Origin of the sequence: Shewanella litorisediminis, assembly GCF_016834455.1 — a bacterium.
GTDB classification, from domain to species: Bacteria; Pseudomonadota; Gammaproteobacteria; order Enterobacterales; family Shewanellaceae; genus Shewanella; species Shewanella litorisediminis.
Window position 1 is genome coordinate 4,138,142 of record NZ_CP069213.1, and the last position, 25,565, is coordinate 4,163,706.

Here is a 25,565-nt window from a genome sequence, read left to right on the forward strand (position 1 = left end):
CAGGCAAATGTCACATAAGGGACAGCGTTAGTCCAAAGGGTGCCCAAGGACCGGGATAAGCACTTCAGTCCGGGGCATCTCTGCTTTCGCTGCCAAATTCGGGCTGAGTGCCCAACCCAAAAGCAGCCCTCGATAATTACCCAAGCACTCGGCAGTGCACCAGCATCAAGGACGACATCCAGATGAAAACCAAATTCACCGCCCTGCTGTCAGCACTTGGGCCAGGACTGGCCATAGGCATAGCCTGTGGTGTGGCCATGGATAGCCTGATCACAGGGCTGGCCATTGCCCTCCCAATGACAGTCGCCATGACCCTTGCCTTTTACCACGCAGCCAAGGCCAAACAACCGCCCAAAGACCACTGAAAACCTCACTTTACACTGGCAATATTTCGGGACACGCCAAGCGGGTGAACACGTCTTTGAGGCCTTGAAAACCACCGGGTAAAGACCATAATTTTTCGAGGGAGATATTACTCTCCCCTTCGTTGAAGTGAGACAGGACGGACGTCTGTAAGGAGGAAACCATGAAACTGCGTCCCTGGAATCCTGCTGAGACTTTCGACGACATGCTGCGCCGGTTTGAGCCTATGCTGCACTGGCCTACCGCCATGGTAAATGGCCAGCGCAACTGGTTACCTGCGACCGACATCAGTGAAAACGCCGAAAGCTATCAGCTGAAAGTCGAAATGCCCGAGATCAGTAAGGATGACATCCAATTGGCCGTCGAAGATGGTTATCTGGTTCTCAGCGGCGAACGCAAGTATGAACATACCGACGATAAGCAGCATCTGAATGAGCGGTTCCACGGGCAATTTACCCGCCGCTTCCAGCTGCCAGACAATGTTGACGATACTGCCATCGATGCCCGATTCGAAAACGGCATGTTATACCTGACCCTGCCAAAGACAGAGGTCAAAAAAGAACGCTGCCAACGGATTGATATCCACTAGAATCATGGCTCATGGTACGTGGAAAAGCGCCGCCATTGCGGCGCTTTGTTTATCACTTGACGGGCCCTTTCTTCCTGACGAGTCTTTCCAGGAAAAATATTCACCCAACCATGTCATCAGAAAGACGATACACACCCGCAACTTGGGTGACAGTCGTCGAAACCATGGTTACAGCGCCCCAATGCCAGTCGCACCGGCCAGGGAATAATCGGCCAGGGAATAATCGGCCAACACCTCTATCAACTCCCGTTTTCCAGCTGCTGATACAGATTCCATATTGAATTTACGGCAAACCTCAACTCAGGTATCCAGCATCCGACGAGGCACACCATAGCTGGAGGTTGATTTACTGGCATTCCCAACGGCAACATTGTCGTGCAATCCAGCGGTTTGCCAAAAAGCCGGTACCGGTATCTACAATTGAGGCTGGCGTACTTGCCACACAATGCTTTACTTGGCATGTTGGAATAGATGCAAGGTTCACTGATTAGCGTGCCAAGCAGTGCCCAGCCAAAGCACTCGAAAATGGCAGGAATACTGGTTTACAACTCTCCAGACAGCCGGATTTCAGTCGCCGGTAACCACTTGTGTCGCCGTTACTGACGCCGAGGAATAATGCCATGAATGACGCCGCTCTGCTTGAGCAACCCACCTTTGCCGACAGCAGCCTGTGCCTGCAGGCACTGCTGAATTCGATTGAAGATCAGGTGGTTGTGATTGATAGTCAGGGCACTATTGTCTACACCAACCTTGCCTGGAATAAGTTTGCCGAAGAGAACGGCATGGCACTGGGATACAGTTGGCCTGGTACCAACTATTTGCGGGTTTGCGATGGCTCAGCCGAGTCGTTCAGCAAAACGGCTGCCGAAGGGATCAGGCGGGTCATGGCTGGCGAACAGACACAGTTTTACCTTGAATACCCCTGTCACAGCCCCACAACTCAGCGTTGGTTCATGATGCGGGTAACCGAAATTGCCGGACTGGCGTCGCGCTACTTTGCCATTGCCCATGTCAATATCACCGAGCGGAAGCTGCTGGAGTTGAAAGTAGCCAAGCTGTCGATGCATGACCCACTGACCGGCCTTGCCAACCGGCGTTTATTCAACAGCTTTTTGCACAACGAATGGCGCAGAAGTCATCGGGAGCAAAGCCCACTCACCCTGATTTTACTGGATTTGGATCACTTCAAGGCCTGCAATGATCATTTTGGCCATCTGGTGGGAGACGAACACCTGCAGCAAGTCAGTCAGATTCTGTTGGCGATGTGTCAACGCCCCACAGATCTGGCCTGCCGTTTTGGTGGTGATGAGTTTGCACTGGTGCTTGGCAATACAAACGCCGCCGCGGGGCTCGGGCTTGCCGAAAAGGTGCGCGCCGCTATCGAAAACCTGAATATCAGAATAGAAGATGGGCTGCGCCTGACGTCGAGCCTCGGCATCGCGACCCTGGAGCCGGGGCAGCCAATGGAGCAGGAACACACTCTCTGTTCCCTGGCCGACTCTGCGCTCTATCAGGCCAAAGCGGCAGGAAGGAATTGCTGTAAGCTGCTGTCCTGTTAAGCGCCTGGGATTGGCGGTTTAGTCCTCAGCAGCCTGCTTATCCAACGCCAGTAAGGCTTTATCCTGCTCCCTGTTGAGGGGATAGATGGTCTTTATCCGGCACTTTATATGCGGCTCCTGCGCCGTAAACACCGAATCAAAGCCCGCATCCAAACTGGTGGACATGGCCTGATCAAGCATCAGCGCCCTGGCAAAGTGCAGTTGCGGACACCGGGAATCCAGCTCAACCAAATACGGCTTGCTCGGGCTGGTACGCAGGATAAGATGCTTTTCCCCCAAGCTGGCCCAGCTGTCTAGCCTGAAGGTATTCACTTTTTTCACGCTCTCCAGTTGCCACAGGCTAATGGAGTCGTTCACCTTCAATTCCCACTCATCACGGCTGAGGCGATTGCTTGAACAGGCCAGCAGCAAGAAGAACAAACTCATCACTGCAATGGATTTAAGCGCGCTTTTCATCAGGCATCTCCCTTTGGAATACCAAGCTTTGTAGACATTCAGTGTAGCGCCAACACCAAAGGGATACAGTCAGCCAACAGTGTCAATTTGCATCCCAAAGCCACTGTTAAAAAACTGTGGCAAAATGCGCTATCGCATTCAGATTTCAGGATATTGGCATGCTCACTCTGGAAACCCCACAACAACTGGCTGAGGCGCTTACGCAACATCCGGGGTTGTTGTTATTGATTGGGGGTAAAGACTGCGGCGTATGTCAGGCAATCAAGCCTAGAATTGCCGATTTGCTGGCGACAGAGTTCCCGGCCATGACCCTGGCCTATGTCGATTGTCATGCCTCAGGGGAGGCACTCTGTGGACAGCTTGGGGTGTTCTCACTCCCGGTTATCAGGGTGTTTTTCCACGGGGACAGTTTTGGTGAACTGGCACGGGTGTTTTCGATGGCGGATATCAAAAACTTGCTTAAGCGACCCTATTCTCTGTGTTTTAACTGACTGCGCCCCTGTGACCACCGAGCCATGGGATTACCAGGGCTCCGGCGGCATACTCAGGTTTCATCAGGCTTAATCCCTTGTGGTTAAGGTGACATCATCGAATGAATCCGGCAGCAAACGGCTGACCGACTCCAACGGCAATGCTTGCAGTTGCGCCCGGCTGCCGGCCATGGGGTTTATTGAACTCGTGGTCGTAAGCACTGAAAAAGACCGGCCCTGCTCGATACGAATATCACTTTGTTCGCTCAACAGTCCCTGCTGCTGTGCCTGTGTAAGGCTGTCACGTATCTCCTGCTCCAGATGGCCGACTTCGGCACTCTGGCAAAATGATGTCACACATAAGCTGGCCAGCAGCAGGCTTTTTACGGTCAGATTTTTTATTGTCAGATTATTCATGGCAAAGCTCCTTGAGGTGATGGTGCGTCCCTGTTGGACAGACTGACTGAATCAACTCTCGTGCCAAACATGTAACACACTGACTATGATTGATTTTTAGCAAATCCAAACAACGCCGGACACTCTCCCTGGCTGTCCGTTCACCCGTAGCGGACACTCAGGCCTGTCCGTGCGGACAAGCGGACGCTGCAACTGACCGCGCGGCCTATGCGGCAGCTTCCACTTGATAGCTGGCGATTCATCGCCATATCACAGTCATAAGGACATGTTGCCAACTGCAAAAGGGAAATCGACCATGGATGAGCTGCCGCTGATTGGCGTTGTCATACTTATGCTGGTTGTATTGCCTTGGCTGATGTGGCGCCTGTACCGCTGGGCGAGAGCCATGCCCAAAGGCGCCTACCTCTTTCTGGCATTTTTCCCGCTGATATCGCTTTTTCCCATCCCCACCGAATCCCTGAAACAACTCGATGAGGCCAGGCAGGAGCAACGCAAAAACAAAGCCTCTCCCAGCGGAGATGACGAAAACGACTGACGCTGAAAAGCAAAAAACCGCCCGAAGGCGGTTTTGAAGGTGCGCGGCTATCAGCCAGGCTGCTTCAGTGCCGTCAACTGGCGGTCATGCCAGCGGCTTAAAGTGAGCAGAGCCACTATGGCACCGAGCAGGGCGAAGCCCATGTCGGATTGGGTGTCCCACACATAACCCTGGGTGCCGAGAAATGCCTCGGCGCCTTCACCGGTTGCAATGGCCACCCACCACTCGATGAGCTCGTAAAAAGCACTCAATGCCAGACAGAAGCACACCACAAAGAAATTGCACCAGTTGCCCTTTTGCATCACGCCAAGTCGCAGCACCAGTTCACGGGCAATCATGGCGGGAATAAAGCCCTGGGCAAAATGCCCCACTTTGTCGTAATTGTTGCGCTCCCAGCCCATGGGCTCTTTGAGCCAATCAAACAGGGGCACCTCGGCGTAGGTGTAGTGACCGCCCACCATCAGGATCACGCAGTGGATAAGGATAAGGCCATACACCAGGGGCGTGAGTGGGAAACGCCGCTCAGTGGCCGCGAGAATCGCAAAACCAATCAGTGCAGGCAGCACCTCCAAAAACCAGGTAAAGCGGTCGAATGGGCCAACAGCCGACCAGAGAAATACGGCAAAAAACACCAGCAGCCAAAGCATCCTTCCCATGGAGAAACCTCAATTCAATCAAGAGACTTTGGGCAGTGTAACCCCGAAGCGGCCGCTTGTCAGTGCCAAGCGACCCGCCTCAATCCAGTCGTTTGTTGAATTTGAGGGTCGCCACCAGCAGGCCCAGGGCGCAAAAACCCAACAACCAGAGTGCATCGAATCCCAGCTGCGTCACCTCAGCATCCCGCAGGATAATCGCCCGGGACATACGCATAAAGTGGGTTGCAGGCAGCGCCTCGGCAATCCACTGGGCCGGCACCGGCATGGCTTCGTAGGGAAACATAAAGCCGGACAAGAGTATCGATGGCAGCAGAATAAACACCGTCATCTGCATCGCCTGCAGCTGGGTGCGGGCTATGGTGGAAATCACCAGCCCGAGGGTGAGGCTTGCCAGAATAAACAGCATGGCCGCCAGCGCCAGCGAGTCGAGGCCACCGCGTATGGGCAGAGCAAACAACAACTTACCCGCCCCCAGAATAATGGCCACCTGTACAAAGCCCACCAGCACGTAGGGCAAAATCTTGCCCAGCATCAGCTCCAGTGGCTTGACCGGCGTGGTAATTAAGAACTCCATGTTGCCCTGCTCTCGCTCCCGCACGATGGCGGCCGAGGTAAAGAGCACCATGGTCATGGTCAGAATAACCCCAAGCAGCCCGGGGACTATGTTGACCACGGTACGCTGCTCGGGGTTGAAGTACATCACCACCTCCATGGTAGCCGTACTCTCGGGCACAGGCTGCCCGAACACCTCTGAGAGCGGCATGGTTCTCAGTGACTTGATGGTGGAAGCCACCATGGTATCTGAACCGTCCACCAGCCACTGTGCCACCGGACGCGAAAAATAGGCTCCCTTGCCGGCCTGCGCCTGGGGATGGGTCACCAGACGGGAGCCAAAGTCAGCCGGGATAACCAACGCCGCTTTCACATGTCCGGCGGTAATGGCCTCTTCAGCCTGGGCAATCGACTCATAATACTCAACAAAGTCCACCACTTGTGTGGCAGAAACCGCCTGCACCAGGGCCCGCCCCTGACTGTTGCCGCTCATATCCACCAAACCGGCAGGCAGATGCCTGGCATCGGTATTGATGGCGTAGCCAAACAGCATCAGCTGCACCAGCGGGATCATCACTATCATGCCGAAGGTCATGCGATCCCGTGAAAGCTGTTTCAGCTCCTTGGTGAGGATGGCCAGAATTCTAAGCCACATGGTCACCTCCCCCTGCGCGCTGGCCGGTACAGGTGACAAACACATCCTCAAGGCTGGGACGCACTTCATCCATTTCCCTTGCCCCCACGCGCTGGCCAAGCCAGGCCACAGGGTCATCTATCTGGCTGCGGATCAGCACCCGCAACCGACTGCCAATCTGCGCCGCCGACAATACCGGCGCCTCAGTAAGCAACTGCTGCTTGAGTGTTCTCAAATCCTGGCCGCCGATTTCCACCACCCGGGCGCCCATGGCCTGCATCAGAGCCTTGGGGGAGCCGTCGGCACGCTTGATGCCCCGCTCCAGAATGGCAAGCCCGTGGCAGCGCTCGGCCTCATCCATGTAGTGGGTAGACACCAAAATGGTGCAACCCATGGCACAGAGGTCAAACAGGCGCTCCCAAAATTCGCGGCGGTTTTCCGGGTCCACCGCCGAGGTAGGCTCATCGAGAAACAGCAGCTCCGGCTCGTGTATGGTGGCGGCCGCCAGTGCCAGCCGCTGCTTCTGGCCACCGCTCATGGAACCTGCCATCTGGCCTTCGCGGCCCGCGAGGCTGTAGAGGGATAACAGCTGCGCTATTCTGTCTTTGGCTTGGCGGCCTTGCAGACCGTAAATACGCGCCACAAAGCTGAGGTTCTCCAGCACTGTGAGGTTCTCATACAGTGAGAACTTCTGGGTCATGTAGCCGATACGCCGGCGCAGTTTTTCCTCTGCGCCTTTGAGGGGCTCACCCAGCACCCGGATATCACCGCTGGTGGGCTTAAGCAGCCCGGTCAGCATACGAATGGAGGTGGACTTGCCACAACCATTGGGACCAAGAAATCCGTAGATGCTGCCGCGGGGAATCGCCAGATCCACGCCATCCACGGCTTTGAGAGCACCAAATTGCCGTGTCATACCCCGGGTCTCAATCGCAAGGGGGACTGCAGCAAGGGACTCTGTCGCGGGCGCCTCAGTCATGGCTGACCTCCGGCAACAGCACTTCCACGACCAGCCCGGTGGCCAAACCGGCATCTACCGGCAGGTCGATATCGGCCAGGTACATCAGGCGAGCCCGGTCACGCTCGTTGAGCGCATAAAAAGGGGTAAAGGCGGGTTCACTGCGGATATTACGCACCTTACCCATAACAGGTACCGGCCGCCCATCTACCCGCACTCCAACCTCGGCGCCGGGAAGCAATCTATCGAGGGCAGAGGCAGGCAGATAGACCCGGACATAGGGAGCATCCTGAGCGAGCAAGCCCACCAACTGGCTCCCCTGGCTCACCCGGTCGCCCATCCGCCAGGGCAAAAGATCCACCACGGCATCCCGTGCAGCAACCAGGGTCAAATCCGCCGTCAGCTTTTGCTCAAGTGCCACCTGAGCCTGGGCTGCATCCACTGCAGCAGAGGCCTGCGATAACTGCTCGCTGCGGGTACCGGCAATCAATTCCTTCAGCGTCTGACTGGCGCTGTCGACATCGGCCTGGGCCCTGTCTTTACCTGCGACGGCCTTGTCGAGGTCGGCTGCGGTCAGCACTTTTTCGGCAACCAGGCGAACGGTGCGATCATACTGAGCCCTCGCCTCACTCAGGGTTGCTCTGGCACCGGCAAGTCGCGCCTCGGCCCGCGCCAACTCTTCGTCCCGGGCGCCCTTGGTCAGCTCGGCAAGCCGGGCTTCTGCCTGAGCGAGATCGGCCATAGCCTGCGCCAGTCTGGCGTCGGCGGCGCGGCTATCGAGCCGCAGCAGTACAGTGCCTGCACTTACCCTGTCGCCTTCCTGTACCTGTATATCGGCAATGAGTTCAGTGGAGGGGGCCGTGAGGGTTAAGCGGTCACGCTCTACCGTGCCATATACGGCAGACGATGACTCACCACAGGCAGCAAGACACAAGGCAAGCAGACCGACCCAGGAGGGATGTGTAATTAACTTCATGATTTATCTCCGGTATCACTTGCCAAAATGCCCTGGCTCAGTACAGCGATATGGTGAGGAATCAAATGCATCAACCCCTCAGGACTTGTGTCTATCCCCAAAGAGGCTATCAACGCCGGTGGGGCAATCAGGGGAAACACCATCAGGCTTATCAGACTCAGCCGGGCCAGCTGTGGGTCTACGTCGGCGCGGATGGCACCACTAGCCACCAGGGACTGCATCAGCCAGCTGTGTGACAGACGCAGCACATCACCAAAGACCGACATCAGCAGTCTGAATGCCTCACTGCTCTGGCCTTCGTGTAATACGGTCAGTATTAACCTTGGCAGCTTGGGATGGGCGCCAATGGCGCGGTAGTAGGTTTGCATCAGGGCGGCCAAATCCGAAGGAGCTCCCTGCTGCGACAGGCTCTGAAATCTCGCCAGCACCGGGGATAAGACTTCCCTGACCATGTGTTCAAAGAGCCCCTGCTTACCGCCGAAGTAATAACGGATCATGGCCGCATCCACACCGGCTTTGCGGGCTATGCTGCGGGTTGAAACCGCCTGATAACCATGCTCGGTAAAACACTCTATCGCTGCCGCAATTAATCTGGCTCTGGCGTCACTGTCACCCTTGGGGCGGCCCGGGTCCGACATACTGCACTCCCGAAGAAATTCCTCTCTTGATGAACATACTAGGAGAAAGGCCGGATAAATGGCAGTATGAAAATTCTCCATTTTCTTTAATAATGAGGAATTTGTCGCTGCAGGATACCCTTGGGTTATAACGCGGCAAACACGTGGAAATCACGCGGCAAAAACGTGGAAAGTCATGGCTGTCATGGAGACGAGCCGTGATTTAGCAGGGAGGAAAAATCACATGCACGCAGCCGATTATGTCATTTATCTGATACTGGCATTGCAGCTACTGGACCTGGGTGCCTGGCGCAGACTGATAGCTCATATCAAGTCTCACTATCCACACATCTGGCATCAAGCCTACAGCCATGACCGCCACCCCGGCACGGCGGTAAGAAGTAATTACATCAAGGAAGCCTTAAGCCGGGGCGAACTTAAAGACAGCCAGGATACGGCCGTGGTGCTCTATCTCCGATTTCACAAGGCCACCATCGGACTGTCTTTGCTGCTACTGCTGCTGGGATTGCTGCTGCGCTTGTAAAACCCTGAAAAAACAACATATAAATTAGTCTGTTATTACAGTTTCTGCGCCTGCTATTGCCGTGTCAGCCTTAAAACCACGGCGCCAAAACAGCGGATACAGGAGGGTAGCCACCAACCAGGATAACAGCAGGCTGGTGATATCATGGGTTAAAAAGTGTGCCCCCCGCAGCTCCTGAGTCAGAGAAAACAGGGCACCAACCGCCAACACCGAGGCCAGCATTCGCCAGCGCCAGCGGGGAAAATACACCACGGCAAAATAGTAGAGTGCGACCCAGGCGAAGGCGCCACTGGAATGTCCGCCGGGAAAACACTGGCCGCCATACCCCGGGCCAGCCATGCTCGCCGGAAAAGACACATGGGGATACTGGCCGCCAAACAGGGCCAAATCCCAGGGGCAATTCACCTGAGTCAGCGACTTGCCCCATCGCACCAGAAGGACGCTGATTGCCACTGAACACAGCAGGTAAAAAAATCCACGAAGATACGGTTTAAGTCGCGGATTCACCATGCCGGTCAACGTCAATGCCAGTAACAGCACTGATGCCAACACCACCAGGTCACGTCCACCGGTATGAAGCACTTTGTCGGTTAGCCACCAATACCGCAGCGGCCAGGCGTTGACGCCCCCTTCCAGATGAAACAGTGCAGAGGACACATAAAGGTCCCAGTCCCACTGGGTTGCCAGTACCAAAAAAGCCAGCCCCAGGGTCAACGGTATATGCAGATGACGACGCCACCAATGGCGTGGACTGAGATGAAAATGAATCCTGGGCATGCAAACTCCAACCTGTTGCGTCTCGGTTTTTAAGGCCGGAGTTTACAACCAAAGTTCCGGCATAAACGGAAAAGCCCCGACTGAAATGCCCGTATCTCACGGCTTTAGGACATATGTCCAACGCTTGTATATCCCAAATTGGGTTTTTCCGGCCGCGCTAATGGTCACAGCAACGGTCACCGGGGCGAAACTTCTCCCGGTAAGCCTTGGGGGTAAGGCTGGTGTGTTGGATAAAGAGCTTTCGAAATGAGCTGACATCTTCATACCCGAGTTCAGGCAGAATGCGTTCCAGGGGCAAATCCGTGCGCTCAAGCAAGCGTTTGGCCCTGTCGATACGCAGTTTCTGAATATAACTCGATGGGGTGTCGTGCAGCGCCGCCTTGAAGCGGCGAATAAGCGTACGCTTGCCCATGGCGAATCGCTCGGCCAGCGACTCCAACGCCAGGTCCGCGGTGAGATTGTTGCTTATCCAGCGCATGATATCGGCAACCTGTGGGTCAGCATGCAGAGGCTGCAGCGGTACCTGATCCATAAATACCCGCTGTGAGCTGCGATTGGGGTCGATTAAAAAGACCTTGGCCATGGCCAACGCAAAATGCTCATCCACCAGTTGCTCCAGCAACGCCAGCCCCAGACTGTAGCTGGCGGTCGACGCCCCCGCCGTAAAAAACGGGCCATCGCGCTCTACCAGAGACTCCATCGACAGTGTTACCGCAGGAAAGTGCTGCTCAAAAAGCGGCGCCAGCCACCAGGCTGTTGTGGCCTTGCGACTATCCAGCAGTCCGGTGGCGGCCATGAGCAAGGTGCCGGCGCAGCAAGCGGCTATGGGTACACCTCTGTCTGCCAACGCCTTAATCTGGCCATCGAAGGCCCCAAAGGCGGCCAGTTCCCGGTGCAAATCCCGGCCATCCAGAATAAGTGGCGCTGTGATAACCAGCGCATCGACCTGTGCAACGTCCATTGCGGCTATGGGCGAAGACTCAACACCAACCCCCAGAACGCTCACCCAGCCCCCCCGGGCCGAATACAACCTGGGCTCCACAGTGGGTACGCCGGCATGACCGGTGCGCTCAGCGTAGGTATTGGCGTGACGAAACAGATCCAGAAAGGCGGTCACACCGCTCATTACCGGCGTCTCAGGTATCAGAATCGCGATATTCAGGGTGGGGGAAGTAATCTGAGCCATCATGTCACTTTCAACCATAAAACTGTCATTAACGACACTTTAAGGCCTGCTGGCGTTTTTTTAAACTCTTTTCATCGCCACCAAGGAGGTAAGGCCATGAAAAAGTTTTCTCTGACTCAGATTCTGATGGGCAGCGGTTATTTGGGTATTAGCTGGTATCTGTTGCTGTGGCTGAATTTTCAGTTGGCGGCCTCACCCATGGTGCACTTTGTGGTGTTACCGACCCTGATGCTCATCACCGCCCTCGGCGCCGGATTGCTGTGGCGCCGGGGATGCGACTGCAGCGACTAAAAGGTTTGCACCATGGCATCGAGCTGCTCGACTATGTCATGCAACTTTCTGTCGACCGTCAGTCCAGACTCAAGGTGCGCCAGGCTCTCATCCAGCTTGTCTTTGATGACCCCGGTTATCCAGAGCTCTTGCTCTTCCGACAGCCCCATAGACAAAAAGCCGGTCTCTATTTCCAGCATCAGTTGATTCATGATGGAGAGGTTTTTCTCCTTGTGGTCTACCTGGAAGTCTTTGATTTCCTCGAGGGCTGCCCGGGATTGGCGTATGGTGTCCATCATAAGGGAGAGCCGCTGCTGGGCAATTCGGGTGTCGGCGGTGACCCGCTGATTAAGGTCATGGGCGGCCTCCATCAGGATAAGCAGATAGTCTTTAAGCTCACCGACACGCTGTGGTTCATCCGGCAGATTTTTCACCAGCATCACCACAGAAGAAAATTTTAAAATCAGCCGGTTACCTTTCTCCAGCATGCGACACTCAAACTCCGACGCCCTGTCCATCAGCACCTGCTCAAGGGGCTGCACTGCCCCCTGACTCGCGGCATAAAAGGGTTTGCCTCCCACGCCAACGATGCGACTGCACACCTGCACCCCAAAGTTGGCACTGGCACGGCAGATTTCCTGCACCAGAGCCTGGGCATCCCTGTGCTTGGTGCTGGCCCGCAGAAAGTTAACCACCACACCGATATCCGCCGCACTGTGCATGGCGGCCATCACCATGGCGGTGGCTTCCCGTTTTTCGCTGGAGAGCTGTAACCGCTGCGCAGCCTGGGACAGGGTAAGCCGTACCTTGCGCAGCAATATCTCGGGCTCAAACGGTTTGGTAATATAGTCCTGGCCTCCGGCAGCAAAGCCCTTGAGGATTTCGTCGGTTTCTGTGTTCGCCGACACAAAGATCACCGGCAACTCGGGCCAGTCCATCTTCAGCCGACTGCACGCCTCATAACCGTCCATGGGTTCCATCACCACATCCATCAACACCAGTTCGGGATTGGCTTGGGCAATCATTTCAAGCGCCTGGGCACCATTGGTGGCCACCCTGATGCGATAATCCTGCTTGAGGATTTCCATCAAAATGCGAATTTCGTTGGGAGAGTCATCCACCAACAAGAGTTCCGGCTTATCACGCATCAGGCTTCCCTCCCCAGCATTCTGGCCAAAACCGATTTGGCTGCGCGCACATCGAATGCATCGAATTGTTTAATAAACAGATTGAAATCATCCTGGTATCTCTCGGGCACCCTCAGTTGCCTCAGTTCGAGAAACATGGCGTCTGCCGCAGCGAAATCGCTGTCAATGAGCGCTTCGAGCCGTTTCAGCCGCACCAGCATTTCAGTCATGCTGATGGCGACCGTCTCCGGCGCCTGCCGGGCGCCATGCAATGCATCGAGTTCACCCGCCAACTGCTGCCAGGCGTCGAGACACACCAGGCACAGCTCAGGGGAAACAGGCACTTCGCCATTCTTGATTGCGCTTTCTATGGCCGCCGCCGCGCCGCTCAAGCGCCCGGCACTGATATTGGCAGCGCTGCCCTTGAGGGTATGGGTCAGGATCCTGAGTTCATTCCATTGACCTGTCTCAAACAGGGTCTGCAAACGTTCCGGGAACGTTTGAAAATCTTCCGAAAACTTTGCCAGCACCGCATTCAGGAGTCCCTGATTGCCCCCTAGGCGTTTCAGGGCAGAGGCATAATCCAGCGCTTGTTGTGGGCTTGCGGGCTGGGGCATTGTCTGTCTCCAAAGGCTGTCCATAGCATGGTGACACATGCTGAAGTGAATGAATTGGCTGCATAAAATCGCGAGCGACGTTGGAAAGTATAGTCAGCGCTCCAAACAGCAGCAGAATTTTATCCTCCGGAAGCTGCGGCCACCCTCTACGCAGCAAAAAACTGGATTGTGTTATTAGGGCTTGTTAATGTTGATTTTTTAATCCCTTCAACAAGGAAAAGGACGTCTCAATGCAAACCACTTTCAAGCGGCGCCTGCCGACCCTGGCCACCGCCATGGTGCTGGCTCTGTGCAGCCTCACCCCACTTCAGGCCCTGGCCGACTTACAAAAGGTGACCGAGGTAGAAGGTATCAGCGAATACCGCCTCGACAATGGTCTCAAGGTGCTGTTGTTCCCCGACCCCACCAAGGAAACCGTCACCGTTAACGTGACATACAAAGTCGGCTCCAAGCACGAAAATTACGGCGAGACCGGCATGGCCCACCTGCTGGAGCACCTGGTGTTCAAGGGAACCCCAAAGCACAGGGACATTCCGGCAGAATTGAGCTCCCACGGTGCCCGCCCCAACGGCACCACCTGGACAGATCGCACCAACTACTTTGAAACCTTCGCCGCCACCGAAGAAAACATCGACTGGGCGCTGTCGATGGAATCGGACCGCATGGTCAATTCCTTTATCGCCAAGAAAGATCTCGACAGCGAAATGACGGTGGTGCGCAACGAGTTTGAGCGCGGCGAAAACAGTCCTTTTCGCATCACGCTGCAGCGCATGATGGCCTCTGCCTTTGAATGGCATAACTATGGCAAGTCCACCATTGGTGCGCGCTCGGATTTGGAGAATGTCTCCATCGAACGTCTGCAGGATTTTTACCGCAAGTATTATCAGCCCGATAACGCCACCCTGATTGTGGCGGGTAAGTTTGCACCTGAGGACATGCTCAAAAAAATTGAAGCCACCTTCGGCACCATCCCCAAACCCAATCGCACCATCGATCCCCTCTACACAGTGGAGCCTGCACAGGACGGTGAACGTCAGGTTACCGTGCGCCGGGTTGGCGATGTGCAACTGCTCGGCACCATCTATCATGTGCCACCGGGCGCCCACGAAGACTTTGCCGCCATCGATGTGCTCAATGAAGTGCTGTCGGCCACCCCCAACGGTCGCCTGCATAAAGCGCTGGTCGAGGCCAAGCTGGCGTCCTCGGTATTTGGGATGAACTTCCAGTGGCAAGATCCCGGTGTGGCCATTTTTATGGCCGAAATGGACAAGACCGCCGATATGGATGCCACCCAGAAGGCGCTGCTGGATACCCTGGAGTCGATTCGCAGCAATCCCATTACCGATAAGGAAGTGGAAACCGCCAAGCGCACCCTGCTGAAGAACCTGACGCTGGCCTTCAACTCCTCCGAGCGCGTAGCACTTGAGCTGTCTGAGTGGCTGGGCATGGGCGACTGGCGTTTGCTGTTTCTAAACCGTGACCGCCTGGAAAAAGTCAGCGCCGCAGATGTGCAGCGGGTGGCGGAATACTACCTCACCCAGAATAACCGCACCCTGGGGCGCTTTATTCCGGCCGAGAAGCCAGCACGGGTAGAAATTCCTCTGGTGGCCGACGTCGATGCCCTGGTGAAAGACTACAAGGGCCGCGAGCAGGTGGCACAGGGTGAAGCCTTTGACCCCTCACAGGCCAACATCGACAGCCGCACCGAAACCCTGACCCTGAGTTCAGGCACCAAGGTCTCTTTGCTGCAGAAAAAGACCCGTGGTGAGTCAGTGGTGGTGAGGATAAGCGGTCAGTTCGGCGACCTGCGCAGCCTGTCCGGCAAAAATGCCGTTGGCGATGCCGTGGGTGAAATGCTGCTGCGCGGCTCAAGCAAGTACAGCCGCGAACAGATCAAAGAAGAGCTGGATCAGCTGCAGGCAAGCCTGCGTATCGGTGGCAGCAATGGCAACCTGTTTGCTTCGGTGGAGACCACCAGGGCCAACCTGCTGCCGGTGCTCGACATACTCACAGATGTGCTGCGCAGTCCCAGCTTCCCTGAAAAAGAATTTGAGCTGTACAAGACCGAAACCAAGGTGGCCATTGAGCAGAACCTGCAGGACCCGCAGTCGCTGGCCTTCAATGCCTTCAGCCGCCACCAATCACCCTATGGCAAGGACGATCCACGTTACGTGGGCACCTTCGAAGAACAGCTGGCCGAGCTGGATAAGCTGACTCTGAAGCAGGTGAAGCGTTATCACGCCGACTTCTACAATGCCAAGCAGATGCAGGTGTCCATTATCGGTGACTTCGATAAAGACGCCACCGTCAGCGCCCTGGACACCCTCACCAAGGGCTGGAAGAGCAAGCAGACATACCAGCGTATCGCCTCGCCTTATGTGAAGCTCGATGCCCAACCCATCACCTTCAACACCCCTGATAAGGAAAACGCCACCTTTGTGGCGTCCCTCAGCCTGCCTGTGGGTGACATGGATGCCGATGCACCAGCGCTGACCCTGGGTAACTACATCCTCGGCGGCGGCTTCTTAAGCTCGCGTCTGGCTACCCGCCTGCGCCAGCAGGATGGCCTGAGCTACGGTGCCGGTTCTTTCCTGCGTTTAAGCAGCGAAGATCAGCGCGGCTCCCTGGGTGCGTACGCCATCTGCGCGCCTCAAAACCTGGCCAGGGTTGAACTCGGCTTCAGGGAGGAGATAGCGAGGCTGCTGAAGGACGGCTTTACCGCCGACGAAGTGGAGGCCGCCAAGTCTGGCTTGCTGCAGGGCCGCAAGGTCAGCCGCTCGCAGGACAAAGAATTGGTGGGCACCCTTGTGAGCAACCTCAAGCTTGAGCGCACCATGGCCTTTGACGCCGACTTTGAAGCCAAACTGGCGGCGCTCACGGCAGATGACCTTAACAAGGCCTTCCGCAAATACATCAAGGTGGATGATTTCGCCCTGATTAAAGCGGGCGATCAAAGCAAGGTTGAGTAAGCTTCTCCCCCAAGTAAAAACCGGACGCCTTGGCGTCCGGTTTTTTATTTTGATGCTCAACTCAATTGGCTGGGGCGTATGCCTTACCCTGGCCATACACATCATCGCGGCCAGGCTTGCCCAGATCCTGTGCCAAACGGCGCATCTCTGCTTCCAGCTTGGGTGGATCCATACGACCACCATTGGCGCTCACTATCAGTGCCGCCACGCCAGCGGCATGAGGCGAGGCCATGGAAGTGCCCACTGACCAGTACCAACCGTTGTTACCGGTGGAAAACACGAAGTCAAACACGTAGCAGAAACGGGTTAAACCAGCCACGGTACAAGGCGAGGTACCGCCCGGGATAAACAGGCTGCTATAGTCCCCTCCCGGGGCGGCAAACTCGATTTCTGACTGGCCATAGTTGGAGTAAATCGCCAAATTATCCAGGTTGGCGCCTGAGTTTGCCCCCCACAGCTGTGGGCCAAGAGCCGATACGGCGTTGACCGCGGGCAGGCCGGATGGCAGGTGCATCAGGCTGTCAGTATGGTCCAAATCGGTCGCTTCGTTACCCGCGGAGGCAAACAGGGTCACGCCGTGCTTACGGGCATAGTTAGCAGCCTTGGCGTAAGTTCCGATAAACTGGGCAATCCCGTCTTTTCCACCCACATCAAAGCGGATGTCATCCGAAGTGTCGTAAGGTGTGTCATTCACGTCAAACAGCCCATTACGGCGTACCGACAGTCCCAGACTCATGTTGATAATGTCTACGCCGTTGTCTGCGGCATAGACCATGGCCTGCATGGTGCCGTAGGAACTGCCGGTACCGCTATCGGCCGACAGCACTTTCAGGATCACCAATTCAGCCTCGGGGGCTACTCCTATTACACCAAAGCCGTTATCTGCTGCTGCAATGGTCCCTGCTGTATGAGTGCCGTGATTGAAGGTATCAGTGCCAGCGTAATCCCATGCCTCATTCATCACAAAGGAACGGCTCAGATCCGTATTGATGTTGGGGGCCAGATCAGGGTGATCCGCATCGGCGCCGCTGTCCAGTACAGCCACCCGCACGCCCGCGCCGCGATATCCAGCGTTCCAGGCGTCCACAGCCCCCACAGCTACATGACCCCATTGCAGGTCAAAGAAGAAATCATCATCGCCGCTGGCGGGCGGGTTGGCAAAGCTGGCCGTAAGTGGGATTGACTGAACACTGGATGCGGGCGCCGCGTCGGGCACTTGAGGCACAAAAGCAGTGGCATCGGGTACTAATGCCATACCGCTGCTTGCTGCGGCATCTGCCGACCCAAAAGCAACCTGACAGACACCGATTTGAGGAATACAGCTCTTGAGCACACCACCCTTGGCAGCTACTTCGGCGGCCACGGCTTGTTGATTAAGCTGGCCATTAACGTTCAGCATAAAGTCCATGCTATAAGCCTGACCGGAACAGAGTACAGCCAAGGCCAACAATGATTTTTTCATTTTAGGATCCCTTAAAAAGATTGATTTACTGTTACCGCTGAACAGTGGACATCACCGGGACTCCTCTTCCTCCGGACCGACTGCAAGACCATAAACATTAACGAACCCCCAGCGGAATACAACCCTGACAGGCACATAAAATTGCTCGATATAATGATAAATTAAAGAAATTCAGACGATTATTCTAAAGGCACTTTTTACTTGCCCGACCTCTTTCCTGGCCGTACCTTTAGACTTCTTCATTGGCGCTGTAGTTGGGGAGATGTGCCGCAATGATTAAGCAGGTGGGCAACACACAAATACGGGACAAACATCTTGCCAGCTGCCACTGCGGCGCCGTGGTATTGGAGCTTCATTTGCCCGACGGGATAGTGAATCCCCGCCGGTGTAACTGCTCCATGTGCCGTCGCAGGGGCGCCGTCGCCGCCAGTGTGCCGTTGGCGGGTCTGAAAATTCTTAAAGGTCAGGACTCGCTGCGCCAGTACCAATTCAACACCTGCACCGCCAGGCATTTCTTTTGCGGCCACTGCGGTATCTATACCCATCACCAACGCCGCTCCAACCCAGCCGAGTTTGGTTATAACCTGGGCTGTTTGGAAGGCGTGGATCCCTTCCTCGTGGGAGAAGTTCCAATCTGTGATGGAGTAAACCATCCCTCGGATGCCCGTTAGGCCAAAGAGCTGCGGCTCCCCTGTGGTGCAAACACCGGCCGGGGCATGTCCATTTCTGCGCTTTAGCCACAGCAACACCGCGTGTCAGCCTGACAGGGTATGACCCGGCACTGCCACCCGCTGATTACTGCCAAGGTGCAGCGTCACCGACATAGCCAGCCTGTGCTAGTGTTGATAGAGATCCTGGGGAGAAAGAAATGACAAGCCGGTTACTGCGCTGGGCGGAGTTTGTCTGCATGTTTGTGCTCCTGCCACTCACCGCCTTTCACTATCGACACTTACTGAGCAACTGGTTGTTGCCTGTGTTGTGCCTGCTGGCACTGCTGTGCCTGTATTTGATCCTGAGCGATAGTCGCTTCAAGCGTTTTCGTCTGACCAACTATGCCAATCTGAAACGCCTGCTGTGGTACTCACCGGCGCTGTTCGGTGTTGGCGTGCCTATCTCTGTTACGGCCTTCTCCGCCTATGCTCCCGAACAGCTGTTTATTCTGCCCACCCGCGATTTTTACACCTGGTGCCTGCTGCTTGCCCTGTATCCACTGTTTTCAGTGATACCGCAGGAGCTGATATTCCGGACTTATTTATTTCATCGATTCAAGGGGATAATGCCGAGTAAAACGCTCAGGATTTGGGTCAGTGCGGCGGTATTCGCTCTGGCCCATATTATCTATGCCAATTGGATTGCCATGGTGCTCGCGTTTGTGGGAGGGCTGATATTTGCTTACACCTATGCCAGCTCCCGCTCAACCGCCGCCTGCGTGCTGGAACACAGCCTATGGGGGCTGTGGTTGTTTACCCTTGGTGCAGGCCAGTATCTTAGCCTCTCCCCTCAGTGAGCAGCCCGGGTGCTGGTACCGTCCTCATTCAGGTGCTTCACCAAATCATGCAATGCCATGGGGCGGCCCAGATAAAAGCCCTGGGCCTGTTGACAGCCCATGTCCTGCAGAATTTTCAGCTGTGCGGCGTTTTCCACCCCTTCTGCCACGATATGAATATCAAAACTCTGAGCCATGGCGACGATGGCACTGACTATGGTGCGAGAACGTTCATCGGTTTCGACTCCGGAGACGAAACTGCGATCAATTTTTATTTCATCCACTGTGAGATCTTTCAGCATTGCCAGGGAGGTATAACCCGTACCGAAATCATCGATGGAAAAGGTAACCCCACTGGCCTGCAGGTTGGAAATAATCTCCACGCTCTTTTGCATATCGGTGAGGGTGGCCGTTTCGGTGATTTCAATCCGCACATAGGGCGCCAACGCCTCTTTGCTTTTGATAAATTGCGTCAGCGCATACATTTCGTCGGCATTATTGAACTCATCTGCCGACACGTTCACCGCCACATGGGTGAGGCTGCCACCCAGCACACCTGCACTGCCAAGTTCCGCTGCCGCCTTGTCGACCACCAGCCTGGAGATGGCAGCCGTCAGGCCTATTTCTTCTGCAAGCGGAATAAACACATCGGGAGAAATATATCCCTTCACCGGGTGATGCCAACGAACCAACACTTCAATACCGCAGGCAGTGAGGGTAGTCAGATCATACTTGGGTTGATACACCAGCGTCAGGGACTCATCGGTGATGGCCTGGCGTAAATCCATAACCAACTGACGTCGCTGCAGGGCTTTTTCGCTTAGTTCCTTATCATGGTATTGAATGGCGTTTTTCTTCTTTTTAGCAATATTCAGGGCTTCGGTGGCCGACACCATCATCTCTTTGGCATTGGTGCCGTCGGCTGGAAACAGGGCGACACCGATACAACAAGTAGCGTCTATCCCGTGTTGCCTGGCCCTGTGGGCGAACATACGCTGAAATCCGCGCACATGGGCCTCCATATCCACAGAGGCATCCAAGCGGCCAAAGCTGGCAAACTGATCTGCATGTAAGCGCGACACCACAGAGCCTGGGAGGGCAGCGTCATTGATGTCGTTGGCCAGATCACGCAAAAAGGCATCGGCACGCTCATAGCCAAGGGTGTCATTGATTCGTTTGAAATCGTCGATGTCCAGGTATCCCAGGATCAGGCGTTCAGTGGGTTTAAGCTGGCGGATGGTATTGTTCAGGGAGCGGATAAATACGCTGAGGCTGCTAAGGCCCGTCAGGCTATCCATTTCGTTGGCTTTTTCCAGCGCTCTGTTACTCCTGAGCACCAACATCAGCAGCAGGGTTGCCGTGATGATCACAAAGGCCAATCCCTTGTATGTTTGCGCGATGGCGCGCAGCTGAGCACTGTCCAGCAGCAACTCAACGGCAATATCTGAAAACAGGATCCAAAATCCGGCAAAAACCGCATAGATGATGGCGACGCGAAGGGCTGAAATAACAGCTCTGTCCATGATTGGCTGACCCTGTAACCTGATTGTTCATTAAAAGTATCACAGCCACCCAATAAAAGTGCACAATAAAAAAGCAGGCATTTGTAAATCTTTTATTTTCATCACGTTAAACAAGAACAATGCAATTATCTGGTACGGTTCTGTGGCACTGTATCAATCCATTTCCGTCTGCAAACAGCAATATTTTTTCGTGCCAATGGTGATTGAATGAAGGCAAGTTCAGGCGTCAAAACTCATCTACCAGCTCTATGCCCAGAGACTCCAGCAGACTCAGGGCATCGAATCGCGAAAATCGTGCCCCTTTGAGGCTGTTTTCCAACACATTGATGTTAAAACCTTCTGAACCGCTAAAGTCAGCGCGGTTTAAATTGGTTTGCACAAACAGACTGCCGGAGAAGTTGCATTGGGTAAGGCTGGCACCGCTGAAATCACCATGGCGAAAATCCACCTCCTGCACCCGGCATTCGGTCATGGCCAGCTGATGCATTGTCAGGCCGTAGAAAGACGAGTCGTTGAGAATGCATTGCTGAAACGCCAGTTCAAAATCCACATGAAAGCCGGGCCAATCGGCACGGGTCCAGTCCACCCCGATCAATTTGCTTTCAACAAAAGTCACCCCAAACAAGCGACTGCCTGAAAACACCGCCAGACTGAGATTACAGCGCTCAAAGCGGCATTGATTGAAGCGGCAGTTTTGAAAACTGGCATCGGAAAAATCGCAGTCTGAAAACAGGCAATCTTCAAACTCGATATCCCTATAACGGCCCTGTGTCAAACCCAGTTGTTTGAAGCTTGCATCGAAATACTGCTCGCCATCGCTGAAATCCATCGTGCTGAAAAAATCTAATCATCTTTTGCGCATCTTTAACAAAACCGGCTCTTTCCGTCAGCCTTTGAGTTGCACTCAACCAGAAATAAGGACTTACATCACTGATGATGTATGGCAGTGATAACCGGGCCAGGTTGCCTTGAGCTGAATGAAAGGGGAAATGTAATGACATCTCCATCAATCAGAGGTACCGGTATGAAAATCTGTATGTTTTGTGTGAACCCGCATACGGCAAAGACCCCATTCTCCCAGCGTCAGCGCCACCAAATGCACTGGAGTAGTCACCTAAAGCGCCCAAAAAAGCGGCGATTCAATAGAGATTGTCTCTTGGCTCCCTGAATCGCCAATAATGTCCACGCTATTCTGCGCCGGACAGCGCCAAACCTGTCCAATCCCTTTGTCGTCAATACGGTTTTCAGATCTCTGGATATTGAACGCGGTTTCAAGCTACAAGGCAATAAACAGGCGTTTTGTTCACAAAAAGAGCGAAATTCGACAGCCTATTTTTTTAATCTTATGTAACATTGTATGAAACTTGCTATTGGAGTGACCTTGTTGATCTTCAGTGCTATGCCATATTCCCAAATTAAATCGGTTTTCCATCGCCTTCATCTGGATAGTCAACACCCGGTGACACGATTTATTCGGGTCTTCATTGCAGGCCTTATGGCACTGCTCATATCACAACCCGTGCCGGCGCAAGAGCGATACACCATGGCACAGATCCAGGCTGAAAGGTTTGAACTGGATAACGCCCATGCTGAAAACAAGGACAGTTTAACCAATCAAATAGATCTGCGCATAAAAGAGGCAAGTAATGACCCGGTGCGGCACGCTGCCTTATTGATATTTAAAGCTGAGAACCTGCGCTCTTATGGGATGGATGCTATAGAGGAAAATTTATCTAGAGCACTGAGTTTAATTAGCCCGATGCAACATCCTGAGCTCTATATCTATGCCATGACAATACGAAGTTATGGCATGTACACCTACCAAAATCTACCGGAGGAAGCAACCGCCTTACTGGAAAGTCTGAAGCTGGAACCAGCACTAAAAAACGCCCCTTATGTACATATAGTTTTTTTAAGGCATTTGCTTGAAATTTATTACAAGCGTCAGCTATTCGAAAAAATACCTCATCCATTATTCCAGTTGTCACAAGTAGTAAAGAAGGGAAGCGTAGCATCACAACATCAAGACTACCTATATTATTTAAGCGAAGAGCTCGCCTATCACAGCGGTCTAATTGGTGATTTAAATCAAGCTATTGACCAGTACAATCAATTAATTAATCACTACCAGCAAACCGACGAACCAGATCATGTAGCAATTATTTACTGCAACATTGCCAATATGTATTTTCTTCCGTTTCAGGAAAAAGTGCGTTATGCCCAGGCTTCACTTTCTGCACACAATAATATCGCCTGTTCTGATGTGATGGATAAAATTGTGCTGCTGGGAGAAATTCAGCAAGGCAACTTTTCCAATGTTAATCGATTGATGCAATTCAATCCCATGCAGCAAATACCGCACCTGAATGAGAGTTCAGCCTATTATGCCGGGCTATCGTATCTATTGCTGGGAAATGTTTCCGCAGCGCAAGAGATGGCCGACCGTATTACAGAAAACAATAACTGGGAGCGTCATGACTTATTGCAAAAAATTTATCAAAAGCAAGGTAATTATCAGGCCGCCTTTGAAGCGTCTCAGCATTATCATCAGTTAAAAGCTGAAAAAGACGCTGAGGCGCGGTCTTTAATGCTAAGCAGCTTCCAAACCCGCCTGGCACTGGCTCAGGAAGAAACACTCGCTGCAGAGCAGGAAAAACAAGCTGCGCGAATCGCGGCAGCAGAACAAAAAGCCAAGGCAAGGCTGCACATTACACTGATAGTGATTAGTGCAGGCGCACTGGTCACGCTGATCCTGTCACTGTATTTACTTCGCAGCCGCCAACACAGGATGAGATTGCAGCAACTGTCTGATACCGATCCCCTCACAGGTTTACTCAACCGGCGTGCATTTTTACATCAAGCCAGCCAAATGCAACGACTTGCCGAGCGCCAGCAGTTTCCGTTGTCGATTGCCCTGTTGGATCTGGATTTTTTTAAAGCCATCAATGATAAACATGGGCATCACGTCGGCGATGCGGTCTTACGGGCCTTTGCACAGGCGGCCAAAACAACACTCAGGCAAACAGATATTATCGGGCGGTTTGGGGGTGAGGAGTTTATTCTGTTGGCGACGGAGAAAGACCCTGCCGTATTTGCAGGCCTGCTACAGCGCCTGCAACGCACCTTCATACAAGCGTGTGAACAAGACCCTGCCATTGGATTGAGCGTTAGCTTTTCAGCCGGTATAGCCACTGTTGGGGTACAAAATGCAGCAGGCCTCCCAGACATTGAAGACGCCATTCGTCAGGCCGATGAGCAGCTGTACCGGGCAAAAGCCAACGGGCGCCAACAGGTGTGTGCAGAGATGTTTTGTCTGCATCTGACGGGATCCAGGGCCAAGTTTGCCGCACCAGGTCATCCTGCGACAAATAGTGCAGAGTGAAGGCGGGAATATCGAAGGTTGCCAACATTCCCCCGCAAAACCAACTCGTTACATATCACAGTTCTTCAGCGGCTTGCGCAGCTGTGCCCGCACATTGTCCATGCCGGAATAGAACTCCTTCATCATCAGCAGGCCCATCAGGTTGCCGTTGTCGGTAACCAGGAGTTCCTCGGGGTTGGTGGGGTCGTTTTTGAGCGCGCCAATCAGCTTCATGGCGGTCATTTCCTTAAACAACGCGGTATCGAGATTCACCCCAAAGGTGTCGCGGAAATACTGGCGCGACAAGCGGCCAGAGAAGAGCCCCAGCAAAAAGCGGTACTGCATAATGGCCTTGGTGTCGTAGCGCTTTTGCTGCTCAACACTCATCTTGCCCGCTTCGATGCGCTCCTGATACTTGCGCAGTGAGAAGGTGTTCACATACAGGGTGTCACCGAGGAAGCTGAACGAACCAGAGCCAACGCCAAGATATTCATCATAATCAATAACATACTCATCAAAGCCTTCGTCGTTGGCCTTGCCGAATGCCCAGCTCGACAGCTGGTTGTACTGGCCACGCAGACTGGTGAGGATCTGGCTGTACTGACGGGCCAGATCCGCCTGGGGCGCCGCCAGCTTGCCCTTCACGCTCTTGCGGGTCTGGTGGGTGATCATCAGCGGATAGGTGGTTATCTGCCGTGGGTCGAGGCGGCGGGCCATGTCGAGATCCCGCTGGATCACCTCCTCCGTCTGGCCACGGAAGCCAAAAATCAGGTCCACGTTGATGATGGGGAACAACTCCTTGGCCGCCTGAATACGGTCGAAGGTTTGCAGCCCCGAGCCAAACTTCTCGAAACGGTCGGTCATCTTGAGGATGCCATCATCGAAGCTCTGCACCCCAATAGACATGCGGTCCACCAGCCCCTTGAGCTGACGGAACTCCGGGCTCGCCAGGTGGCGTGGGTCTGACTCGCAGGACACTTCCTTGATGGACGGGAACAGCAGCCTGGCATGCTCGATAGTGCGTGCCAGCTCATCCTCCAGCACAGTGGTAGTGCCGCCACCTATGTACATGGATTCGAAGTCATAACCGAGCTCCTTGGCCATGGTCATTTCTTTACGCAGGGAAACGAAATAGGCGCGCGCCTTATCCTCTTTAAAGGTAAAGCGGTGGAAGGTGCAGTAAGAGCAGAGGGTATGGCAAAAGGGCACATGGGCGTACAGCATGTACTTTTTGCCCGACACAGGCGCGGGCATGGTATCGACCGACAGGGTATCGAGCCGCAGGTTGCGATCAACATAGAAGTTCATCACCCGTTCAGCGGTGCTCAGCAGCCATGCCGGCAGAGTAATATCGACTTGCGCCTGATGGGCGGCGGGAATGGCTAAGGTTGAACTGCTGGTCATAGGGCTTCCTGTCAAAGATTATCTGAAATGGATCTTTTTGAAAAACAAAGAAAACAT

26 protein-coding genes are annotated in these 25,565 nt (G+C 54.2%); 11 read left to right on the forward strand and 15 right to left on the reverse strand.

Translation table 11 applies throughout. The annotated features are described in order from the left end of the window. Positions 1-182 precede the first annotated feature (182 nt). The 3 genes from JQC75_RS18410 to JQC75_RS18420 all read left to right on the forward strand — a co-directional run bounded on the left by JQC75_RS18410 (position 183) and on the right by JQC75_RS18420 (position 2,511). On the forward strand, positions 183-365 hold the full coding sequence (locus JQC75_RS18410; RefSeq protein ID WP_203325459.1) for a hypothetical protein: 183 nt from the start codon (positions 183-185) through the stop codon (positions 363-365). Positions 366-526: 161 nt separating this feature from the next. Further along, positions 527-952 carry an Hsp20/alpha crystallin family protein gene (locus tag JQC75_RS18415; protein WP_011761686.1) on the forward strand — a complete coding sequence of 142 codons (426 nt, stop codon included), beginning with the start codon at positions 527-529 and terminating at the stop codon, positions 950-952. 620 nt (positions 953-1,572) lie between these two features. Then, complete coding sequence (locus JQC75_RS18420) at positions 1,573-2,511, forward strand: sensor domain-containing diguanylate cyclase (protein WP_203325460.1); 939 nt, start codon at positions 1,573-1,575, stop codon at positions 2,509-2,511. A gap of 18 nt (positions 2,512-2,529) precedes the next feature. On the opposite strand, the gene JQC75_RS18425 is transcribed toward JQC75_RS18420, so the two are convergent. Next, complete coding sequence (locus tag JQC75_RS18425; protein ID WP_203325461.1) at positions 2,530-2,967, reverse strand: DUF6491 family protein; 438 nt, start codon at positions 2,965-2,967, stop codon at positions 2,530-2,532. 158 nt (positions 2,968-3,125) lie between these two features. On the opposite strand from JQC75_RS18425, the gene JQC75_RS18430 reads away from it, so the two are divergent. Beyond that, a complete protein-coding gene (locus tag JQC75_RS18430) occupies positions 3,126-3,458 on the forward strand; it encodes a thioredoxin family protein (protein ID WP_203325462.1) in 333 nt (110 codons plus the stop codon). A 69-nt stretch (positions 3,459-3,527) separates the two neighbouring features. On the opposite strand, the gene JQC75_RS18435 is transcribed toward JQC75_RS18430, so the two are convergent. After that, positions 3,528-3,854 carry a hypothetical protein gene (locus JQC75_RS18435; RefSeq protein WP_203325463.1) on the reverse strand — a complete coding sequence of 109 codons (327 nt, stop codon included), beginning with the start codon at positions 3,852-3,854 and terminating at the stop codon, positions 3,528-3,530. Between the two features lie 295 nt (positions 3,855-4,149). On the opposite strand from JQC75_RS18435, the gene JQC75_RS18440 reads away from it, so the two are divergent. Further along, entirely contained in the window at positions 4,150-4,389 is a 240-nt protein-coding gene (locus JQC75_RS18440) for a hypothetical protein (protein WP_203327275.1), read from the forward strand. Between the two features lie 50 nt (positions 4,390-4,439). Here the strand turns inward: JQC75_RS18440 and JQC75_RS18445 are convergent, their stop codons facing one another. From JQC75_RS18445 to JQC75_RS18465, 5 genes are all read right to left on the reverse strand, one after another. After that, positions 4,440-5,045: a DUF2238 domain-containing protein gene (locus JQC75_RS18445; RefSeq protein ID WP_203325464.1), complete on the reverse strand. Its 606-nt coding sequence runs from the start codon at positions 5,043-5,045 to the stop codon at positions 4,440-4,442. A gap of 79 nt (positions 5,046-5,124) precedes the next feature. Further along, complete coding sequence (locus JQC75_RS18450) at positions 5,125-6,252, reverse strand: ABC transporter permease (RefSeq protein WP_203325465.1); 1,128 nt, start codon at positions 6,250-6,252, stop codon at positions 5,125-5,127. Further along, positions 6,242-7,210, reverse strand: a complete 969-nt coding sequence (locus JQC75_RS18455; RefSeq protein WP_203325466.1) for an ABC transporter ATP-binding protein — start codon at positions 7,208-7,210, stop codon at positions 6,242-6,244. Before JQC75_RS18455 ends, JQC75_RS18450 begins: the two co-directional genes overlap by 11 nt. After that, on the reverse strand, positions 7,203-8,165 hold the full coding sequence (locus JQC75_RS18460; RefSeq protein WP_203325467.1) for an HlyD family secretion protein: 963 nt from the start codon (positions 8,163-8,165) through the stop codon (positions 7,203-7,205). The genes JQC75_RS18455 and JQC75_RS18460 overlap by 8 nt, the downstream gene beginning before the upstream one ends. Further along, entirely contained in the window at positions 8,162-8,803 is a 642-nt protein-coding gene (locus JQC75_RS18465; protein ID WP_203325468.1) for a TetR/AcrR family transcriptional regulator, read from the reverse strand. Before JQC75_RS18465 ends, JQC75_RS18460 begins: the two co-directional genes overlap by 4 nt. A gap of 223 nt (positions 8,804-9,026) precedes the next feature. On the opposite strand from JQC75_RS18465, the gene JQC75_RS18470 reads away from it, so the two are divergent. Beyond that, positions 9,027-9,326, forward strand: a complete 300-nt coding sequence (locus JQC75_RS18470) for a hypothetical protein (RefSeq protein ID WP_203325469.1) — start codon at positions 9,027-9,029, stop codon at positions 9,324-9,326. A gap of 24 nt (positions 9,327-9,350) precedes the next feature. Here JQC75_RS18470 and JQC75_RS18475 read toward each other — a convergent pair whose 3' ends face one another. Further along, positions 9,351-10,103, reverse strand: coding sequence for a phosphatase PAP2 family protein (locus JQC75_RS18475; RefSeq protein WP_203325470.1), 753 nt, complete (start codon positions 10,101-10,103; stop codon positions 9,351-9,353). 157 nt (positions 10,104-10,260) lie between these two features. Continuing rightward, a complete protein-coding gene (locus tag JQC75_RS18480) occupies positions 10,261-11,289 on the reverse strand; it encodes a GlxA family transcriptional regulator (RefSeq protein ID WP_239002049.1) in 1,029 nt (342 codons plus the stop codon). A 96-nt stretch (positions 11,290-11,385) separates the two neighbouring features. Between JQC75_RS18480 and JQC75_RS18485 the strand changes: the two genes are divergently transcribed. Continuing rightward, positions 11,386-11,580: a hypothetical protein gene (locus tag JQC75_RS18485; protein WP_203325472.1), complete on the forward strand. Its 195-nt coding sequence runs from the start codon at positions 11,386-11,388 to the stop codon at positions 11,578-11,580. On the opposite strand, the gene JQC75_RS18490 is transcribed toward JQC75_RS18485, so the two are convergent. Further along, positions 11,577-12,707, reverse strand: coding sequence for a response regulator (locus tag JQC75_RS18490; protein WP_203325473.1), 1,131 nt, complete (start codon positions 12,705-12,707; stop codon positions 11,577-11,579). The genes JQC75_RS18485 and JQC75_RS18490 overlap by 4 nt on opposite strands. Further along, the gene (locus tag JQC75_RS18495; protein WP_203325474.1) at positions 12,707-13,303 is read right to left on the reverse strand and encodes an Hpt domain-containing protein; all 597 of its coding nucleotides are present in this window, start codon (positions 13,301-13,303) and stop codon (positions 12,707-12,709) included. Before JQC75_RS18495 ends, JQC75_RS18490 begins: the two co-directional genes overlap by 1 nt. 230 nt (positions 13,304-13,533) lie before the next feature. Here JQC75_RS18495 and JQC75_RS18500 point away from each other — a divergent pair, with 230 nt between their 5' ends. Then, on the forward strand, positions 13,534-16,272 hold the full coding sequence (locus JQC75_RS18500) for a M16 family metallopeptidase (protein ID WP_203325475.1): 2,739 nt from the start codon (positions 13,534-13,536) through the stop codon (positions 16,270-16,272). A gap of 61 nt (positions 16,273-16,333) precedes the next feature. On the opposite strand, the gene JQC75_RS18505 is transcribed toward JQC75_RS18500, so the two are convergent. Next, positions 16,334-17,734 (reverse strand): S8 family peptidase, encoded by a 1,401-nt coding sequence (locus JQC75_RS18505; protein WP_203325476.1) that lies wholly within the window; start codon positions 17,732-17,734, stop codon positions 16,334-16,336. A gap of 272 nt (positions 17,735-18,006) precedes the next feature. On the opposite strand from JQC75_RS18505, the gene JQC75_RS18510 reads away from it, so the two are divergent. Both JQC75_RS18510 and JQC75_RS18515 read left to right on the forward strand, forming a co-directional pair. Next, complete coding sequence (locus JQC75_RS18510; RefSeq protein ID WP_203325477.1) at positions 18,007-18,405, forward strand: GFA family protein; 399 nt, start codon at positions 18,007-18,009, stop codon at positions 18,403-18,405. Between the two features lie 197 nt (positions 18,406-18,602). Then, positions 18,603-19,241: a CPBP family intramembrane glutamic endopeptidase gene (locus JQC75_RS18515; RefSeq protein ID WP_203325478.1), complete on the forward strand. Its 639-nt coding sequence runs from the start codon at positions 18,603-18,605 to the stop codon at positions 19,239-19,241. On the opposite strand, the gene JQC75_RS18520 is transcribed toward JQC75_RS18515, so the two are convergent. Continuing rightward, positions 19,235-20,743 (reverse strand): putative bifunctional diguanylate cyclase/phosphodiesterase, encoded by a 1,509-nt coding sequence (locus JQC75_RS18520; RefSeq protein ID WP_203325479.1) that lies wholly within the window; start codon positions 20,741-20,743, stop codon positions 19,235-19,237. The genes JQC75_RS18515 and JQC75_RS18520 overlap by 7 nt on opposite strands. Positions 20,744-20,969: 226 nt before the next feature. Further along, a complete protein-coding gene (locus JQC75_RS18525; RefSeq protein WP_203325480.1) occupies positions 20,970-21,572 on the reverse strand; it encodes a pentapeptide repeat-containing protein in 603 nt (200 codons plus the stop codon). A 528-nt stretch (positions 21,573-22,100) separates the two neighbouring features. Between JQC75_RS18525 and JQC75_RS18530 the strand changes: the two genes are divergently transcribed. Then, positions 22,101-24,125 (forward strand): GGDEF domain-containing protein, encoded by a 2,025-nt coding sequence (locus JQC75_RS18530; RefSeq protein ID WP_203325481.1) that lies wholly within the window; start codon positions 22,101-22,103, stop codon positions 24,123-24,125. Positions 24,126-24,173: 48 nt separating this feature from the next. On the opposite strand, the gene JQC75_RS18535 is transcribed toward JQC75_RS18530, so the two are convergent. Next, the gene (locus JQC75_RS18535) at positions 24,174-25,508 is read right to left on the reverse strand and encodes a coproporphyrinogen III oxidase family protein (RefSeq protein ID WP_203325482.1); all 1,335 of its coding nucleotides are present in this window, start codon (positions 25,506-25,508) and stop codon (positions 24,174-24,176) included. Positions 25,509-25,565: the final 57 nt, after the last annotated feature.

Coding starts and splice junctions, on each gene's coding strand:
- JQC75_RS18480 (WP_239002049.1), bottom strand. CDS start 11,289: ATGGCTCAGATTACTTCCCCCACCCTGAATATCGCGATTCTGATACCT.
- JQC75_RS18490 (WP_203325473.1), bottom strand. CDS start 12,707: ATGCGTGATAAGCCGGAACTCTTGTTGGTGGATGACTCTCCCAACGAA.
- JQC75_RS18520 (WP_203325479.1), bottom strand. CDS start 20,743: ATGGACAGAGCTGTTATTTCAGCCCTTCGCGTCGCCATCATCTATGCG.
- JQC75_RS18425 (WP_203325461.1), bottom strand. CDS start 2,967: ATGAAAAGCGCGCTTAAATCCATTGCAGTGATGAGTTTGTTCTTCTTG.
- JQC75_RS18410 (WP_203325459.1), top strand. CDS start 183: ATGAAAACCAAATTCACCGCCCTGCTGTCAGCACTTGGGCCAGGACTG.
- JQC75_RS18535 (WP_203325482.1), bottom strand. CDS start 25,508: ATGACCAGCAGTTCAACCTTAGCCATTCCCGCCGCCCATCAGGCGCAA.
- JQC75_RS18485 (WP_203325472.1), top strand. CDS start 11,386: ATGAAAAAGTTTTCTCTGACTCAGATTCTGATGGGCAGCGGTTATTTG.
- JQC75_RS18430 (WP_203325462.1), top strand. CDS start 3,126: ATGCTCACTCTGGAAACCCCACAACAACTGGCTGAGGCGCTTACGCAA.
- JQC75_RS18415 (WP_011761686.1), top strand. CDS start 527: ATGAAACTGCGTCCCTGGAATCCTGCTGAGACTTTCGACGACATGCTG.
- JQC75_RS18515 (WP_203325478.1), top strand. CDS start 18,603: ATGACAAGCCGGTTACTGCGCTGGGCGGAGTTTGTCTGCATGTTTGTG.
- JQC75_RS18455 (WP_203325466.1), bottom strand. CDS start 7,210: ATGACTGAGGCGCCCGCGACAGAGTCCCTTGCTGCAGTCCCCCTTGCG.
- JQC75_RS18530 (WP_203325481.1), top strand. CDS start 22,101: ATGAAACTTGCTATTGGAGTGACCTTGTTGATCTTCAGTGCTATGCCA.
- JQC75_RS18495 (WP_203325474.1), bottom strand. CDS start 13,303: ATGCCCCAGCCCGCAAGCCCACAACAAGCGCTGGATTATGCCTCTGCC.
- JQC75_RS18525 (WP_203325480.1), bottom strand. CDS start 21,572: ATGGATTTCAGCGATGGCGAGCAGTATTTCGATGCAAGCTTCAAACAA.
- JQC75_RS18475 (WP_203325470.1), bottom strand. CDS start 10,103: ATGCCCAGGATTCATTTTCATCTCAGTCCACGCCATTGGTGGCGTCGT.
- JQC75_RS18510 (WP_203325477.1), top strand. CDS start 18,007: ATGATTAAGCAGGTGGGCAACACACAAATACGGGACAAACATCTTGCC.
- JQC75_RS18465 (WP_203325468.1), bottom strand. CDS start 8,803: ATGTCGGACCCGGGCCGCCCCAAGGGTGACAGTGACGCCAGAGCCAGA.
- JQC75_RS18470 (WP_203325469.1), top strand. CDS start 9,027: ATGCACGCAGCCGATTATGTCATTTATCTGATACTGGCATTGCAGCTA.
- JQC75_RS18460 (WP_203325467.1), bottom strand. CDS start 8,165: ATGAAGTTAATTACACATCCCTCCTGGGTCGGTCTGCTTGCCTTGTGT.
- JQC75_RS18445 (WP_203325464.1), bottom strand. CDS start 5,045: ATGGGAAGGATGCTTTGGCTGCTGGTGTTTTTTGCCGTATTTCTCTGG.
- JQC75_RS18420 (WP_203325460.1), top strand. CDS start 1,573: ATGAATGACGCCGCTCTGCTTGAGCAACCCACCTTTGCCGACAGCAGC.
- JQC75_RS18500 (WP_203325475.1), top strand. CDS start 13,534: ATGCAAACCACTTTCAAGCGGCGCCTGCCGACCCTGGCCACCGCCATG.
- JQC75_RS18440 (WP_203327275.1), top strand. CDS start 4,150: ATGGATGAGCTGCCGCTGATTGGCGTTGTCATACTTATGCTGGTTGTA.
- JQC75_RS18450 (WP_203325465.1), bottom strand. CDS start 6,252: ATGTGGCTTAGAATTCTGGCCATCCTCACCAAGGAGCTGAAACAGCTT.
- JQC75_RS18435 (WP_203325463.1), bottom strand. CDS start 3,854: ATGAATAATCTGACAATAAAAAATCTGACCGTAAAAAGCCTGCTGCTG.
- JQC75_RS18505 (WP_203325476.1), bottom strand. CDS start 17,734: ATGAAAAAATCATTGTTGGCCTTGGCTGTACTCTGTTCCGGTCAGGCT.